The 15,759-nt window shown below is 72.3% G+C and carries 11 protein-coding genes; 8 read left to right on the top strand and 3 right to left on the bottom strand.

Going from position 1 to position 15,759, the window contains the following annotated elements; genetic code table 11:
- Positions 1-28: 28 nt before the first annotated feature.
- On the bottom strand, positions 29-2,848 hold the full coding sequence (locus Tchl_RS06680) for an AMP-binding protein (RefSeq protein ID WP_075147709.1): 2,820 nt from the start codon (positions 2,846-2,848) through the stop codon (positions 29-31).
- Positions 2,849-3,132: 284 nt separating this feature from the next.
- Here Tchl_RS06680 and Tchl_RS06685 point away from each other — a divergent pair, with 284 nt between their 5' ends.
- The 3 genes from Tchl_RS06685 (at position 3,133) to Tchl_RS06695 (ending at position 5,568) form a co-directional block, all read left to right on the top strand.
- Positions 3,133-4,377 carry an Eco57I restriction-modification methylase domain-containing protein gene (locus Tchl_RS06685; RefSeq protein WP_075147710.1) on the top strand — a complete coding sequence of 415 codons (1,245 nt, stop codon included), beginning with the start codon at positions 3,133-3,135 and terminating at the stop codon, positions 4,375-4,377.
- 62 nt (positions 4,378-4,439) lie between these two features.
- Positions 4,440-5,201 carry a histidine phosphatase family protein gene (locus Tchl_RS06690; protein ID WP_232311679.1) on the top strand — a complete coding sequence of 254 codons (762 nt, stop codon included), beginning with the start codon at positions 4,440-4,442 and terminating at the stop codon, positions 5,199-5,201.
- Between the two features lie 151 nt (positions 5,202-5,352).
- Positions 5,353-5,568, top strand: coding sequence for a DUF3079 domain-containing protein (locus tag Tchl_RS06695; RefSeq protein WP_075147711.1), 216 nt, complete (start codon positions 5,353-5,355; stop codon positions 5,566-5,568).
- Positions 5,569-5,685: 117 nt separating this feature from the next.
- Here Tchl_RS06695 and Tchl_RS06700 read toward each other — a convergent pair whose 3' ends face one another.
- Together Tchl_RS06700 and putA are read right to left on the bottom strand one after the other, a co-directional pair.
- Complete coding sequence (locus tag Tchl_RS06700; protein WP_075147712.1) at positions 5,686-6,588, bottom strand: putative RNA methyltransferase; 903 nt, start codon at positions 6,586-6,588, stop codon at positions 5,686-5,688.
- 92 nt (positions 6,589-6,680) lie between these two features.
- The gene (gene putA, locus Tchl_RS06705; RefSeq protein ID WP_075147713.1) at positions 6,681-10,436 is read right to left on the bottom strand and encodes a bifunctional proline dehydrogenase/L-glutamate gamma-semialdehyde dehydrogenase PutA; all 3,756 of its coding nucleotides are present in this window, start codon (positions 10,434-10,436) and stop codon (positions 6,681-6,683) included.
- A gap of 304 nt (positions 10,437-10,740) precedes the next feature.
- On the opposite strand from putA, the gene Tchl_RS06710 reads away from it, so the two are divergent.
- The 5 genes from Tchl_RS06710 (at position 10,741) to Tchl_RS17945 (ending at position 15,757) form a co-directional block, all read left to right on the top strand.
- A complete protein-coding gene (locus Tchl_RS06710; protein WP_075147714.1) occupies positions 10,741-11,502 on the top strand; it encodes a glutamine amidotransferase in 762 nt (253 codons plus the stop codon).
- A gap of 112 nt (positions 11,503-11,614) precedes the next feature.
- Positions 11,615-12,919 (top strand): glutamate--cysteine ligase, encoded by a 1,305-nt coding sequence (gene gshA / locus Tchl_RS06715; protein WP_075147715.1) that lies wholly within the window; start codon positions 11,615-11,617, stop codon positions 12,917-12,919.
- A gap of 70 nt (positions 12,920-12,989) precedes the next feature.
- Entirely contained in the window at positions 12,990-13,946 is a 957-nt protein-coding gene (gene gshB, locus Tchl_RS06720) for a glutathione synthase (RefSeq protein ID WP_075147716.1), read from the top strand.
- A gap of 52 nt (positions 13,947-13,998) precedes the next feature.
- The gene (locus tag Tchl_RS06725; RefSeq protein ID WP_083945172.1) at positions 13,999-15,054 is read left to right on the top strand and encodes an FAD:protein FMN transferase; all 1,056 of its coding nucleotides are present in this window, start codon (positions 13,999-14,001) and stop codon (positions 15,052-15,054) included.
- Between the two features lie 19 nt (positions 15,055-15,073).
- Complete coding sequence (locus Tchl_RS17945; RefSeq protein ID WP_075147717.1) at positions 15,074-15,757, top strand: YhcB family protein; 684 nt, start codon at positions 15,074-15,076, stop codon at positions 15,755-15,757.
- Positions 15,758-15,759 lie beyond the last annotated feature (2 nt).

Consider the following 15,759-nt stretch of genomic DNA (forward strand, 5'->3'; position numbering starts at 1 on the left):
ACCGGGCCGTGCCCGGGGCGATGCGGCCTCAGCGCGGCGCCGCGGCGTCGGTTTCGCCGCAGCGGGCGAGGATCGATGTCCGCGTGGCATCGCGCAAGGCGAGCAGGGCGTGCCAGTCCTCGCCCGCCGGCGCCAGCGGTGGGCAGACGGTGACCGCGAGCGCGCCCGGCTGCGGCCGCCAGCTGCCGTCGCGCAAGACCCGGCGGGTGCCGGCGAGGGCGACCGGAACCACCGCCAGGGCTTGTTCGATGGCGCTCTGGAAGGCGCCGAGGCGGAGCGCGCGCAGCCCTTCCTGCGCGGTGAACGTGCCTTCGGCGAAGAACAGCAGCGGTGCGCCGGCGCTTGCGAGGGCGCCGAGACGGCGGCTGTCTTCCACGCTCTGGCGGGAGTCGGCGCGATTGACGAAGCAGGTGTCCATGCGGGCGAACAGCGGACCGAGCACGCGGTTGCCGGCGAGCTCGGCCTTGGCGACGAAGCGCACCGGCTGCGGCAGGGCGGCGACGAGCACCAGCCCGTCGATGTAGCTGGCATGGTTGGCGACGAGGATGCAGGGCGCGGCGGGAAGATGGCGCAGGCCTTCGACCCGCAGCGGGCAGCCGCACAGGCGCTGGCACAGGCGGGCGAGGCGGTGGATCGCCGTCCACCGCTGGTCGAGCCGCGGTAGCAGCAGGATCGCCGCCACCGCCAGCGGCGCCAGCGCCGCGAACATGGCCCACATCCAGGCCGCGCGCATGACCGCGGGAACGGCCTGCAGGTGGCGGCGCAGCCGCGCACGGGCGCTGGCCCGCTGCAGGCGCAGCAGCTGCAGCCACGGCGGGCGGGGCGGGGTGTCGAGACCGCCGCGGAGGTAGGCCTCGCGCAGCGCTGCGCGGCGGATCTTGCCGCTCGAGGTTTTCAGCACCGTGTGCGGCGGGGCGAGGATCACCGCGTCCGGGGCGAGGTCGAACTCGGCCAGCGCCGCGGCGACGATCTGCCGCTGCAGGCGGTGGCGGGCGCCGGCATCGTCGACGGCGGTCTCGGCGATGACGATCAGGCGCTCTTCGCCGCCGTCGGTGCCGGCCCCGAACACCGCGACACAGCCCTTGCGCACTCCGGGCAGCGCACCGATCGCCTGCTCGAGGTCGTAGGGGTAGAGGTTGCGCCCGGCGCGGATGATCACCTCCTTGGCCCGCCCGGTGACATAGAGTTCGCCGTCGGCAAGGTAGGCGTGGTCGCCGGTGACGAGCCAGCCGTCGTCGAACAGCGCCGCACTCGCCGCCGGGTTGCGGTAATAGCCGGCGGTCGCCGACGGGCCGCGGAACTCCAGGTGGCCCACCCTGCGCTCGGGGAGGACATGGCCGGCGCCATCGACGATGCGCACTTCGTGACCGGGCAGCGGCGCTCCGCAGCAGACAAAGCGCAGCGCCTCGCCGTCGTCGGCGGCGGCGCGCACGGCGTCACCGCCAAGGTGCAGCGCGCTGCGCTCGACGCGGTCGATGACGGCGCCTCGGCCGGGCGGCGACACGCACAGACCGACCGCGCATTCGGCGAGGCCGTACACCGGAGTGACGGTGGTCGCCGGCAGGCCGTAGGGGGCGAAGGTGGCGGCGAAACGCTGCAGGGTATCGGGGTTGACCGGCTCGGCACCGTTGGCGGCGAGCCGCCAGCACGACAGGTCGAGGCCGTCGAGGTCAGCGTCGGCGAGGCGCTTGACGCACAGCTCGAAGGCGAAGTTCGGGGCCGCGGTCACCGTGCCGCGGTGGTGGTGGATCGCCCATAGCCAGCGCTCGGGATGGGCGAGGAAATCGAGCGGTGACATCAGCACCAGCGGGCAGGCGTAGTAGAGGCTGCCCATCCAGGTGCCGATCAGGCCCATGTCGTGGTACAGCGGCAGCCAGCTCACGCACACATCGTTCGAGTCCAGGGCCGCCACCGTGCCCCAGGCGCGGATGTTGCTGAGCAGGTTGGCGTGGGTCAGCATGACCCCCTTCGGCTCGCCGGTGGAGCCGGAGGTGTACTGGATCAGGGCGAGCTCGTCCGCGCTTGCCGGCAGCGGACGGAGCGCGGGCGCCGCGGCCAGCCCGGCGGGGGTCGCGACGTGGGCGAGGGCCGGCGCCAGGCCGGCGAGCATGCGCGCCAGCGGGCGCACGCGCTCGAAGGTGATCAATGCGCGCGCCTCGCAGTTGCGCAGGATCCCGGCCTGGCGCTGCAGGTGGTCCTCGAGCTGGCTCGGGCGCGCCGGCGGATAGATCGGCACCGGCACCATGCCCGCGCTCAGGATGCCGAAGAAGGCGCGGAAAAAATCCAGCCCCGAGGGCAGCATCAGGGCGACCCGGTCGCCGGCGTGCAGGCCGAGCGCGAAGAGGGCGCCTGCGGTGTGTTCGGCGGCGTCGGCGAGTTCGCCGTAAGTGAGGGTCTCGATGCGCTCGTCGCGGTCGTAGAAGGTCACGTGCACGCGCTCGGGATGGCGCCCGGCGTGCCATCCGAGGACCTGCAGCAAGGTGGCGGCGGCGTCGGGCTCGCCGCGCGCAGGCGCGGGCGGCGGCAGGGGCGCGCCGGGAGCGGCAGGCGGTGGCAGGGGGGCGCACGCCGCCTGTGCGACGGCGCCCAGCAGCTGGCGCGGCGTCTCGCACGTGCCCAGGGTTTCGGCGGCAAGGCGGACGGCGAAGCGGCGTTCGACGCGGGCGAGCAACTCGACGCGGGCGAGACTGTCGAGGCCGAGGTCGCGGTCGAGCGCGCTATCGAGCCCGGCCGGCAGGCGGTTGCCCGGCTGCAACTCGCGTACCAGGGCATCGATCAGTTCGAGCAGTGCGTCGGCGGAAGGGGCGGGTGCTTTGCGCTGTTCAGGGGCGGGAAGAGAACTCGACATCGGCCGTATCCGGTTGGCAGCCCCGGGGCGATGCAGCGGAGAGGGCCGGTCGCGGGTCCGCGGTGGCGGCGCGGGATTGCACCCCGGGTCCGCTGCGCTTATCGTGCTGCATTTTCCGCATCAGACCGGATTAGCGACGAAATGATCCTGCCCCGCCCCTGCTTTCCCTTCCCCGTCGTGCCGTCGGCCGCGGGGGGCGCCGTAAGCGCGCCCGCACGGCCGCCCGAAGGGAAACGCTCACCTGCCCCGGAGAGAAGATCGCGTAGTGACGGGAGGGTCGTCCGGTGAGCGCCCAGCTCGCCCTCGGGCTGCGCGACGTCGCCGCCTTCGGCCAGGTGTTCACCCCCGACAGCGTGGTGCGGGCGATGCTGGCGCTGCGCCGCAACGCCGGCCGGGTGCTGGAGCCGTCCTGCGGCGACGGCGCGTTCCTGCGCCACCTGCCGGGCGCGGTCGGGCTCGAGCTGGACGCCGACCACTGCCCGCCCGGGGCGCAGGCGATGGACTTCTTTGCCTATCCCGAGGGCGAGCGCTTCGACACCATCATCGGCAACCCGCCCTACGTGCGCTACCAGGACATCCCGCCCGCCACCCGCGCGCTGATCGAACGCGGCGGCCACGGGCGCGGCCTCGACGGGCGCTCCAACCTCTACCTGTTCTTCATCGAGAAGTGCGTGCGCCAGCTCGCCCCGGGGGGCGAGCTGATCTTCATCACGCCGCGCGACTTCCTCAAGGCGACCTCGGCGGTAAAGCTCAACCGCCTGCTGTACGAGGCCGGCTCGATCACCGAGGCGATCGAACTCGGCGACGCCCGCGTCTTTCCCGACGCGCTGCCGAACTGCCTGATCTGGCGCTTCGAAAAGGGTTGCACCGAGCGCACGATGCGCTACTGCGAGATCGGCACCGGCGACGCGCTTGACGCCGCGCTTGCCGCGCCGGCCTGGCAGACGCGCCATTTCCTCGAGTGCGGCGGCCACCTGATGTTCGCCCGCGGCGACTACCCGCTGCGCCTGGCCGAGCTCGCCTTCGTCAAGGTCGGCGCGGTGTCGGGGGCGGACGAGCTGTACGCCGACGACGTCCACGGCAACCGCGACTTCGTGTGCTCGTCGACGGTCAGCAGCGGACGCACCCGGCGCATGATCTGGAGCGAGCCGGGCGAGCCGCCGCCGGCCGTGCTGGCGCCGCACAAGGCCCGCCTGCTGCAGCGCAAGGTGACCCGCTTCGACGAGTCGAACTGGTGGCTGTGGGGGCGGCTGCACCACCGCAGCGCCGCGCCCCGGGTCTATGTGAACGGCAAGACGCGGGTGGCGCAGCCGTTTTTCGTGCACGACTGCACCGACTACGACGGCGCGGTACTGGCGGTGTTTCTGCGCCACGCCGACATCGACCTGGCGGCGTTCTGCGCCGCGCTCAACGCGGTGGACTGGGCCGATCTGGGCTTCGTCTGCGATGGCCGCTTCCTGTTCACCCAGCGCAGCCTGGAACACGCGCCGCTGCCGGCGGCCTTCGCCGCCTTCCTGCCTTCACCCTGAAGGCAGGCAGGGCGGGGCCTGGGGCGGGCGGGACTTCACGGAGGACAGCATGGCGAAGCAACGTGGCGGCGGCTAAAACCGGATTTCATCGCCGTGCCTCCGGCGTCGACCGGTGCGCCGCGCAAGAGGCGCGCGGGATCGCCGGCGGTGATAGCACCGCCCCGGGGGGCGCGATTCCCCGCTCCACCTGGCGCTGGCTCGACGCGCTGCCGGCCGATCGCGCGGTGTGCGTGCTGCTGCGCCATTCGGTGCGCGACGCGCTCGCGCCCGGCGACATCGGCTACGCCCATCCGCTCAATGCCCTCGGCGAGGAACTCGCCTGCCGTTTCGGCGCCGCCCTGCGCGGGCGCCTGCGCACCGTGCACAGCAGTCCGCTGCAGCGCTGCCTGGCGACCGCCGAATTGCTGCGTGCCGCCGCCGGGGCGGAAGGAACGGTGGTCGAGGACCGCTTCCTCGGCGACCCCGGCGCCTACGTCGTCGATGCCGCGCTCGCCCGCCACAACTGGGAGACCCTGGGCAGCGCCGGGATCATGGCGCGCATGGCCGCGGGCGGCCCCGGCCTGCCCGGCACCCGTCCGCCTGACGAAGGCGCCCGCATCCTGCTCGCGCACATGCTCGACACCGCGGGGGCAGTGCCCGGAGTGCACGTCTTCGTCACCCACGACATCCTGCTCGCAATCACCGCCGCCCGCCTCGTCGGCCCTCCGCGCGGGGCGCCGCGCTGGCCGCGTTACCTGGAAGGCGCCTTCTTCTGGCGCGACGCCGACGGGCTCCACGCCGCCTACCGCGGCCGCCGCTGCATCCTGCAGGTCGGGCAGATGTAGGGGCGACCCGCAGGGCCGCCCCTGCGGCGCCGTCCGGCGGGTGATCGGGAGATTGAGCTCAGGTGCGCTTGATGGAAATCAAATCCATCCCCACATAGTCGACTAATCTACTCAACTATGTGGCGCTCCACGTCTTGCAGGTCCGTCGATCATGGCCAAGAAATTCCCCTTGCATCCCAAGCATCCCGAGCGCATCTGCTGGGGGTGCGACAAGTATTGCCCGGCGGATTCGCTCGGCTGCGGCAACGGTTCCGGGCGGACGATGCACCCGGCGGAGATGCTCGGCGACGACTGGTACCTGTACGGCGACTGGGGACTGGAGATTCCCGAGGCGGAGGCGAAAAAGTCTGCCGGGGACGGTTCGTGATCCGTCCCTGATGCCTGCAGGCGTGCCGCACGTTCTCGCCGTCACCACCTTTCTGCCGCAGATCCGTCCCTGAAGTGTGCGGGCGCGCCTGCCCTGTGGTGGGCGGCCGGATCGCGCCTATGCCGGCCGGGCGGGGGCGGCGGAAGGGGCGCGGACCTGCGCCTGGCGCTCGAAGCGGGTCAGGCGCACGTCTACCGTGACCGTCAGCGCGTCCAGCGCCGCGGCCCGGGCGCGGCCTGCGGCGCTGGCGCGGTAGAGGTGCGGCGTCATCGCCAGCAGGTCGGCGATCTGCGCCACGCCGGTGAGCTCGAGGCGATAGCGGACGGTGTCGGCGGGCAGCGCGGTGAACCCCTCCGGCGTTGGCGGGAGCGCGGGGCGTTCCGGCTTCAGCGCAGGGTAGATGATTTCGCGCAGCTCGCGCAGGTGCTCGGGCCCGGCATCGGCCAGCAGCAATTCGCCGCCGGGTTTGAGCACGCGGGCGAATTCGGCATGGACGGGGAAGCCGAACATGCACAGCACCCGGTCGAGCGTGCCCGTCAGCACCGGCAGGTTGGCGTTGCTGCCGACCACCCAGTTCGGCCGCTTGTCCTGCTTGGCCGCCGCCATCACCGCCCACTTCGAGATGTCGAGCCCGAGCAGGGCGAGCGGGTGGCGTTGCGCGGCCGCGGCGGCGAGCTGGCGCAGGTAGTAGCCTTCGCCGCAGCCGGCGTCGAGGCAGCGGGCGAGAGCGCCGGGCGCGAGGCCGGCGAGCAGCGCGCGGCTGACCGCGGCGGCGATCGGCTGGTAAGGGCCGGGCTGGTCAGGGCCGGGGCCGGGGCCGAGGAAGCGGCGGCGGGCGGCGACCATCTCCTTGCTGTCGCCCGGGTCGCGGGAGCGTTTGTGCTGCACCGGCAGCAGGTTGGCGTAGCCCTGGCGGGCGATGTCAAAACTGTGGCCGGCGGTGCAGCGCCAGCTGGCGCCGTCGCGCTGCAAGGGCTTGCCGTCGAGGGGGCAGGCGAGCGCCTGGAAGGACGTGATCATGGGGGCGTGTGTCGGGCTGCGTACGGTGGGGCGGCAGGTGGGGCCGGGTTCGCCGCGGCGCCACATTGTGGCAGAGACCGTGCCCGGGCGCGTCATGCACCGATCGCCATCAGGCTGGCGTTGCCGCCGGCTGCGGTGGTGTTGATGCTGAGCGCGCGTTCGTGGACGAGGCGGGTGAGGTCGTAGTGTGGTGCGGGGCGCAGCAGCGCGATGATGGGGCCGTCGCGCCCGGCGAGGCGGCGCTGCCAGGCGTCGGCGTCGGCGTCGCTGCCATCGAACAGCAGGGCGCCGAAGTCGGCGTCGAACCAGCCGGCGTCGCAGCATAGCTGCGCCTGCAGCGCGGCCGGCAGGGCTGAGTGCACGGCGTGCGCGGTGGCGTCGGCGTCGACCCGCAGCAGGTTGCCGCTGGCGAGGGCGGCGATGAGCTGGTGCAGGTAGCCGGCGGCGCTGCGGGCGACGCCGGCGATCGTGCCGCGGGCGACGAAGCGCAGGCTGTCGTCTTCGCCGGTGGGGCCGGGCAGGGCCAGGCGCAGGCCGGTGATGCGGCGCTGCCGGTAGGGGGCGATCCGGTCGTGCAGCGCGGCCGACTGGGCCTCATCGATCAGCCCGCCGCCACCGCCGTCGAGCCAGGCGGCGAAAGCCTGGAGCCGGGCGGCGCAGGCTTCGCCCGCCGCCGTGCACTCGACCGCCCGTGCGCCTTTCGCCAGCTCCGGCCCCGGGCTGCGCGCGAGCAGGCGGTGGAGATAGAGCGGGCCACCGGCCTTCGGCCCGGTGCCGGACAGGCCCTCGCCGCCGAAGGGCTGGACGCCGACCACCGCGCCGATGAGGTTGCGGTTGACGTACAGGTTGCCGGCCCTGGCGCGCGCGGCGACGCGTTCCACGGTTTCGTCGATGCGGCTATGCACGCCCAGGGTGAGGCCGTAGCCGGTGGCGTTGATGGCGTCGATCAGGCGCTCGAGGTCGGCGGCGGGGTAACGCAGCACGTGCAGCACCGGGCCGAACTGCTCGCGGCCGAGGTGGGCGAGGGCGTCGATGCCGCCGGCGAGCTCGACCACGGTCGGCGGCACGAAGCTGCCGTGGGCGCATGCCTCGGGCAGGGGCAGGCGGGTGACGCGGGCGCCCCGGGCCTGCATCGCGGCGACGTGGGCTTCGAGGCCGTCGCGTGCCGCGGTGTCGATCACCGGGCCGATGTCGACGCGCACGTCGGCGGGGTTGCCGAGGCGCAGTTCCGCGATCGCGCCGCGCAGCATGTCGAGCGTGTCCGCGGCGATGTCCTGCTGCAGGCATAGCACGCGCAGCGCCGAGCAGCGCTGGCCGGCAGAATCGAAGGCGGAGGCGAGGACGTCGGCCACCACCTGCTCGGGCAGCGCGGTGGAGTCGACGATCAGCGCGTTCTGGCCGCCGGTCTCGGCGATCAGCGGAACCTGGCCGCCGCGTGCGGCGAGGCGGCGGTTGATCTGCGCGGCGACTTCGGTGGAGCCGGTGAACATCACGCCGCGCACGCGCGGATCGGCGATCAGCGCGCTGCCGACGACTTCGCCGCGCCCGGGCAGCAGCTGGAGCACGTCGGCGGGCACGCCGGCGGCGTGCATCAGGCCGACCGCGGCGGCGGCGATCAGCGGGGTCTGGCGGGCGGGCTTGGCGAGGACGGTGTTGCCGGCGGCGAGCGCGGCGGCGAGCTGGCCGGTGAAGATCGCCAGCGGGAAGTTCCACGGGCTGATGCACAGCACCGGACCGAGCGCGACATGGCTGTCCGGGGCGAAGTCCTGCGCCTGGTGGGCGTAGTAGCGCAGGAAGTCGACCGCCTCGCGCAGCTCGGCGACGGCGTTCGCCCAGGTCTTGCCGCCTTCGCGCACGGCGAGCGCGAGCAGGGTGTCGGCATCGGCCTGGTAGCGCTCGGCGGCGCGCAGCAGGATCTGCGCGCGCGCGGCGGCGGAACGCGCGGCCCAGCCGGGGGCGGCGGTCTGGGCGGCGGCAAGCGCCGCTTCGACGGTGGCGGAGCCGGCCTCGAGCACGTAGCCGACAACTTCGTCGTGTGCGGCCGGATTGCGTATCGGCCGTGCCCCCGGCGGCGGTGGGGCGGAGGCGGGCCCGGCGCCGCCGCCTGCCGCGGCTGCGGCAAGGTCCGCGGCAGGCGGGCGCGGCGCGGCGCCGAAGCGCATCGAGCGCGACCGCGCGAGGGCGGCCGCCAGGCGGGCGCGCACCGTCTCGCTGGCGAGGTCGAAGCCGGTGGAATTGGTCCGTGCGGCGCCGAACAGGGCGGCCGGGAGGACGATGCCCGGGTGCGGCGCGCCGGCGAGCGGAGCGGCGTGTTCGACGGGGTCGGCGATCAGCGCCCCGATCGGGATGTCCGGGTCCACGACGCGATTGACGAAGCTGCTGTTGGCGCCGTTTTCGAGCAGGCGGCGGACCAGGTAGGCGAGCAGGGTGCGGTGGGTGCCGACCGGAGCGTAGATGCGCACCAGGCGGTGGCGCTCGGGGTGGCCGACGATCTGGTCGTAGAGTGCTTCGCCCATGCCGTGCAGGCACTGGAACTCGTAGTCGCCCGGCTGCCAGGTGCGGCCGTCGGCGGCGGCGAGGTGGAACACCGCGGCCACGGTGTGGGCGTTGTGGGTGGCGAATTGCGGGTACACCGCGTCGCGCGCGGCGAGCAGCTTCTTCGCACAGGCGAGGTAGCACGCGTCGGTGTACAGCTTGCGCGTGAACACCGGGTAGCCGGCCACGCCGTCGACCTGCGCGCGCTTGATCTCGGTGTCCCAGTAGGCCCCCTTGACCAGTCTCACCATCAGGCGCCGGCCGCTACGCCGCGCCAGGTCGATGACGAAGTCGAGGACGAAGGGGGCGCGCTTCTGGTAGGACTGGACGACGAAGCCCAGGCCCTGCCAGCCGGCGAGCGCATCGTCCGTCGCCAGCGCTTCGAGCAGGTCGAGCGAAAGGTCGAGGCGGTCGGCCTCCTCGGCGTCGATGTTGAGGCCGATGGCGTAGCCCCTGGCGAGCAGGCACAGCTTGCGCAGGCGCGGCAGCAGCTCGGCGACTACGCGCTCGCGCTGTGACCAGGTGTAGCGCGGGTGCAGCGCGGAGAGCTTGACCGAGATGCCGTTGCCGTCGATGACGCCACGCCCGGCCGCGTCCTGGCCGATGGCGTGGAGCGCGGTTTCGTAGGCACGAAAGTAGCGTTCGGCGTCGGCCGCGCTCATGGCCGCTTCGCCGAGCATGTCGAAAGAATAACGATAGCCCCGCTTCTCGAGCGCCCGGCCGTGCCGCAGGGCCTCGCCGATGTCGCGGCCGGTGACGAACTGCTCGCCCAGCAGGCGCATCGCCAGGTCCATGCCCTTGCGGATCAGGGCCTCGCTGCCGTGGCCGAGCAGGCGGCCGAGGGCTGCGGACAGGCTGGCGCGGTCGTGCGGGGCCACCAGGCGGCGGCCGATCAGCAGCCCCCAGGCCGCGGCGTTGACGAACAGCGAGGGGCTGTGGCCGAGGTGCGCGTGCCAGTCGCCATCGACCAGCTTGTCGCGGATCAGGCGGTCCACGGTGGCCTTGTCGGGCACCCGCAGCAGGGCCTCGGCCAGGCACATCAGGGCAACCCCTTCCTGGCTGGAGAGGGCGAACTCCTTCATCAGCGCATCGACGCCGCTGGCGCGGCTGCGCCTGGCGCGCAGGCCGGTCACGAGCGCGAGGGCGAGGCGGCGCACCGGTTCGCGCAGGCCGGGGTCGAGGCGCGCGGCCTCGACCAGGGGCGGCACGCACAGCGGTTCGGGGGTGCGCCAGGCGGTTTCGATGCGGGTGCGCAGGGCGCTGCGCGGAGTTTCCGGCAGGGCCGCGGCAGCGCGCAGAGGGAACGAATTCACGGTCGGGCACTCCTGGGGAAACCCTTGGTCGAGCCGCTCAGCGAGGACACCGAAGTGCCCCGCGTTGCCCGCCTTCCGGCGGCTCGCTCCCATGCTGCCATTTCTTGCCGGTCCTGTCTGTCGCCCCGCGTGTGCAGGCATGGCGCAAGACGATGCCGCGCCCAGATCCCCACCCCGGCTGCGCAATCTGCGCGACCGGCTGCGCCAGAGTGTGCCCGCAGGCGTCGGCCTGGATAAACTGTCCAGGGGCATGTCCGACGAGCGACGCCTGGCCCGCTGGCACCGACACCGAGGAAGCGCAACCATGAAAACCGCCATCGCCATCCGCCATCTGCATTTTGAGGACCTGGGCACGTTGCAGCCGCTGCTCGAAGCTCGTGGCTATGCGATTCACTACATCGATGCCGTGCAGGACGAACTGACCGGACTGGATGTTCAGCGCGCCGATCTGCTGGTCGTGCTGGGCGGCCCCATCGGCGCCTTCGATGAGGCGACCTATCCGTTTCTCACGGATGAACTGGCGCTGGTGCACGAGCGGCTGGAGCGCCAGCGTCCCCTGCTCGGTATCTGCCTGGGGGCGCAACTGATCGCGCGCGCCCTGGGGGCCGGGGTCGAGGCCATGGGGGTGAAGGAAATCGGCTTCTCGCCATTGACCCTGACGCGGGAAGGCGCGGCATCCCCGCTGGCCTTGCTGGGTGACGTGCCGGTGCTGCACTGGCATGGCGACCGGTTCGACATCCCGCCCGGCTCCGTGCGGCTGGCAGGGACGCAGGCGTGCGCCAACCAGGCCTTTGCCCTCGGGCGCCAGGTGCTGGGGCTGCAATGCCATCTGGAGGCAGCGCCGCGCCAGATCGAGCGCTGGCTGGTCGGGCATGCCTGCGAACTGGCCCAGGCGGGCATCGATCCGCGCACGCTGCGAGGCCAGGCACGGACCCTGCAAAACCGCTTGCCGCAGGCCGCGCAGGCGGTGTTCAGCCGTTGGCTCGATGGGCTCGAGGCGAAGGCGGCCTCCCCCGCCGGCGCTGCAAAATCGTGTCCTGCGGCCTCGCCCCGGAGGCGGGGCTGAGCGACTTGTCCGGCAAGCCCGGCACCGGCAAGGGCGCGGGCCTTGGTGTAACATTCCGGCCAACCCATCCGCCGCGGACCGCCCCGCCGTAGCGCCCTCCCGAGAGAGACCCATGGTTCCCCACCTCACCACCGCCCTCACCGGCCCGCTGCTCGAACTGGAGCGCCAGTTCCTCGACAATGCCACCGAAATCGAAAAGTGGTTCCGCACCCAGTGGCAGGACCACCTGCCGCCGTTCTACGGCTCCACCGACCTGCGCAACTCGGGCTTCAAGCTCGCCCCGGTCGATCTCAACCTGTTTCCCGGCGGCTTCAACAACCTCAACGACGCCTTCATGCCGCTGTGCGTGCAGGCGGCGCAGGCGGCAATCGAGCGCATCTGCCCGGAGGCGAGCAAGCTGCTGCTGATTCCGGAGAACCACACCCGCAACCAGTTCTACCTGCAGAACGTCGCCAAGCTGGTGGCGATCCTGCGCCTCACCGGGGTGGAGGTGCGCATCGGCAGCCTGCTGCCCGAGGTCACCGCAGCGACCGTGCTCGAGCTTGCCAACGGTGCCACCCTCACCCTCGAGCCGCTGCGCCGCAGTGGCGGGCGCATCGGGCTGGACGGCTTCGACCCCTGCGCGGTGCTGCTCAACAACGACCTCTCGGCAGGGGTGCCGGCGGTGCTGAAGGGGCTCGACGAGCAGTGGCTGATTCCGCCCCTGCACGCCGGCTGGCATTCACGGCGCAAGTCGCAGCACGCGGCCGCCTACGACCGCGTTGCGCGCGCCTTCGCCACCGCGATCGGGATCGACCCGTGGCGGATCAACCCCGAGTTCGGCGTCTGCGGCCAGATCAACTTCCAGGAGCGCACCGGCGAGGAATGCCTCGCCGCCGAGGTCGATTCGCTGCTCGGCCGGATCCGCGCCAAGTACAAGGAATACGGCGTCACCGACCAGCCTTTCGTGGTGGTGAAGGCCGACGCCGGCACCTACGGCATGGGGGTGATGACGGTCAAGGACGCCTCCGAGGTGGTTGGCCTCAACCGCCGCCAGCGCAACAAGATGGCGGTGGTGAAGGAAGGCCTGCAGGTGCAGGAGGTGATCATCCAGGAAGGCGTGCATACCTTCGAGACGGTGGCGGACGGCGTCGCCGAGCCGGTCGTCTACATGATGGACCACTACGTCGTGGGCGGCTTCTACCGCGTCCACACCGAGCGCGGCCGCGACGAGAACCTCAACGCCCCGGGGATGCTCTTCAAGCCGCTCGCCTTCGACACCTGCTGCACCCTGCCCGACCGCGCACAGGGGCCGGACGCGCCGCCCAACCGCTTCTACGCCTACGGCGTGGTCGCGCGCCTGGCGCTGCTCGCGGCGTCGGTGGAAATCGAGGAGACCGCTCCGGCCGAGGACGACGACGCGCGCCTGGCGGCGTGAGCCGCGGCCTCGTGCGGCCCGCCGTCCCGTAGCCGTCCTTTCCTTCCCGCATCGACTTCCGGAAACACCCATGTCCCGCCCGCTCAAGCTCGTTTTCATCCTCGACCCGCTCGACGGCCTGCAGGCCTACAAGGACTCCAGCATCGCCATGATGCGTGCCGCCGCCCGCCGCGGCCACCAAGTGTGGGCGCTGCAGCGTGCCGGGCTCACCTGGCGCGAGGGTGGGGTGGTGGGCACCGCCTGCGTGCCGCTGAGCCTGCATGACGACGACCGCGACTGGTACCGCACCGGCGCCGCCGAGGCGCGGCCGCTGGCCGCGTTCGACGCCGTGCTGATGCGCCAGGACCCGCCCTTCGATTTCGAATACGTCACCGCCACCTGGCTGCTCGAGCGCGCGGTGCAGGCCGGGGTGCGCGTGTTCAACGACCCGCGCGCGGTGCGCGACCACTCCGAGAAGATCGCGATCACCGAATTCCCCCAGTTCACCGCGACCACCCTGGTGGCGCGCGACCCGGCCGACATCCACGCCTTCATCGACGAGCTCGGCGACGTCATCCTGAAGCCGCTCGACGGCATGGGCGGCAGCCAGATCTTCCGCGTGCGCGCCGACGACCCCAACCGCAACGTCATCGTCGAGACCCTCGCCCAGGACGGCACGCGCACGATCATGGCGCAGCGCTACCTGCCCCAGATCGTCGACGGCGACAAGCGCGTGCTGATCATCGGCGGTGAAGTCGTGCCCTATGCGCTCGCGCGCATCCCGAAGGCGGGCGAGACGCGCGGCAACCTCGCCGCCGGCGGGCGCGGGGTGGCGATGGCGCTGACCGCGCGCGAGCGCGAGATCGCCGAATTCCTCGCTCCGATCCTGTGGGCGCGCGGCCTGCTGATCGTCGGCCTCGACGTGATCGGCGGCCACCTCACCGAGATCAACGTCACCAGCCCCACCTGCATGGTCGAGATCGCCGCGCAGCAGGGCTTCGACGTCGCTGCGCGGGTCATCGAGGCGCTGGAGCAGGCATGCGGCTGAATGCGGGGGCTGCGCTGGCGAGGGCTCGGCGGGGGCTTGCGGAGGCGGGGCGATGAGGCTTTTCCGTCGGCCCGGCGGCTTCCTGCCCCGGCTGCTGGCGCTGCTTGTGGCAGCATTCGCGCTCGGTGCCTGTTCGCGGCCGCAGGTGTTCCACCACGAAGCCTTCGTCTTCGGCACCCGCGTCGATGTCGCTGTCTACGGCGCCGACCAGGCCCAGGCCGATGCCGCCGCCGGTGCCGTGCTGCGCGAGTTCGACCGCCTCCACCGCGCCTATCACGCCTGGGAGCCGTCCGAGCTGACCGCGCTCAACGAGGCGATCGCGCGCGGCGAGCCGGCCACCGTGTCCGACGAACTCGCGGCGATGCTCGGCGATGCGCAGCGCATCGCCGCCACCGGCGACGAGCTGTTCAACCCCGCGCTCGGCGCCTTGGTGGCGCTGTGGGGTTTTCACACCGACACCTTCGTCCCCCGCCGGCCCGATCCGGCGGCGCTGCAGGCGCTGCTCGCGGCACGCCCGCAGATGGCCGACCTGGTCATCGACGGCAAGCGGGTGGAAAGCCGCAACCGCGCGGTACAGCTCGACCTCGGCGGCTACGCCAAGGGCTACGCGCTCGACCGCGCAGCGGCGATCCTGCGCGAACAAGGGGTGAATAATGCGCTGATCAACATCGGCGGCAACGTCATGGCGCTCGGCGACAAGGGCGGCCAGCCGTGGCGCATCGGCATCCAGCACCCGCGCGCGCCGGCGCCGCTCGCCACCCTGCCGCTGTACGACGGCGAGGCGGTCGGCACCTCGGGCGACTACCAGCGCTATTTCGAGCTCGACGGCGAACGCTACGCCCACCTCCTCGATCCGCGCACCGGCCAGCCGGCGCGCGGCACCCAGTCGCTGACCGTCCTGATCACGCCCCGTCCCGGCGCGGGCACGCTGTCGGACGCGCCGAGCAAGCCCGCCTACCTCGCCGGCGAGAGCTGGCGCGAACAGCTGCGCCGGTTCGGCATCGACCACGGCCTGCGGGTGGGCGAGGACGGCCGCATCGAAGTGACCCGCGCGCTGCGCGCGCGGCTGCAGTTTCCTGCACCGCTCGAGGTGACGGTGATCGATTGAACGCAAGGAGAACAACACCATGACCCCACAGACTGCCTGGCTGCTCGCCATTTCGGCCGTCATCATCGCGGCCCTGATCGGCTTTTTCATCGGCCGCCAGTTCGGCGCGGGGAGGTCGCGCATCGACGAGCTGGAAGCCGAGCTGAGCCGGAAGAAGGATGAGGCTGACCGTTACCGCGACGAGGTCGCGGCGCATTTCGACCAGAGCGCGACCCTGTTCGTGTCAATGGCCGGTTCCTACAAGGCGCTGTTCGAGCACCTGTCCGCCGGCTACGAAACGCTCGCTCCGGCGTCGTCGCGCGAGCGCTTCCAGCAGCGTGTCGAGGCCTTGCAGGTGGGCGACGGCTCCGCTCCGGAGGCAGACGGCAGGCCCGCCGCCGATGATTACCGGGATCGCCCGGCCGCATCGCGGGCGGCGGGTGCCGCCGCTGCCGCAGGGGTCGCCACGGTCGCTGCCGGGGCGGCGATGGCCGGCGCTGAGGGCGAAGACGGCGAAGACGGCGAAGACGGCGAAGACGGTGAAGAGGGTGAAGAGGGTGAAGAGGGTGAAGAGGGTGAAGAGGGGGCCGCGCCCGCCCGGACCGTGGCCGGCGATGCCGGGATCGATGAGGTGCGCCGGGAGGAGGGCGCCGGCGTCGCCCTCGATCCGGTCGCGGAGGAAGTCTCCGGCGAACGCGCCGGGCGCGGCGAAGAGGCGAAGTAAGC

This window comes from Thauera chlorobenzoica (assembly GCF_001922305.1).
GTDB lineage: Bacteria > Pseudomonadota > Gammaproteobacteria > Burkholderiales > Rhodocyclaceae > Thauera > Thauera chlorobenzoica.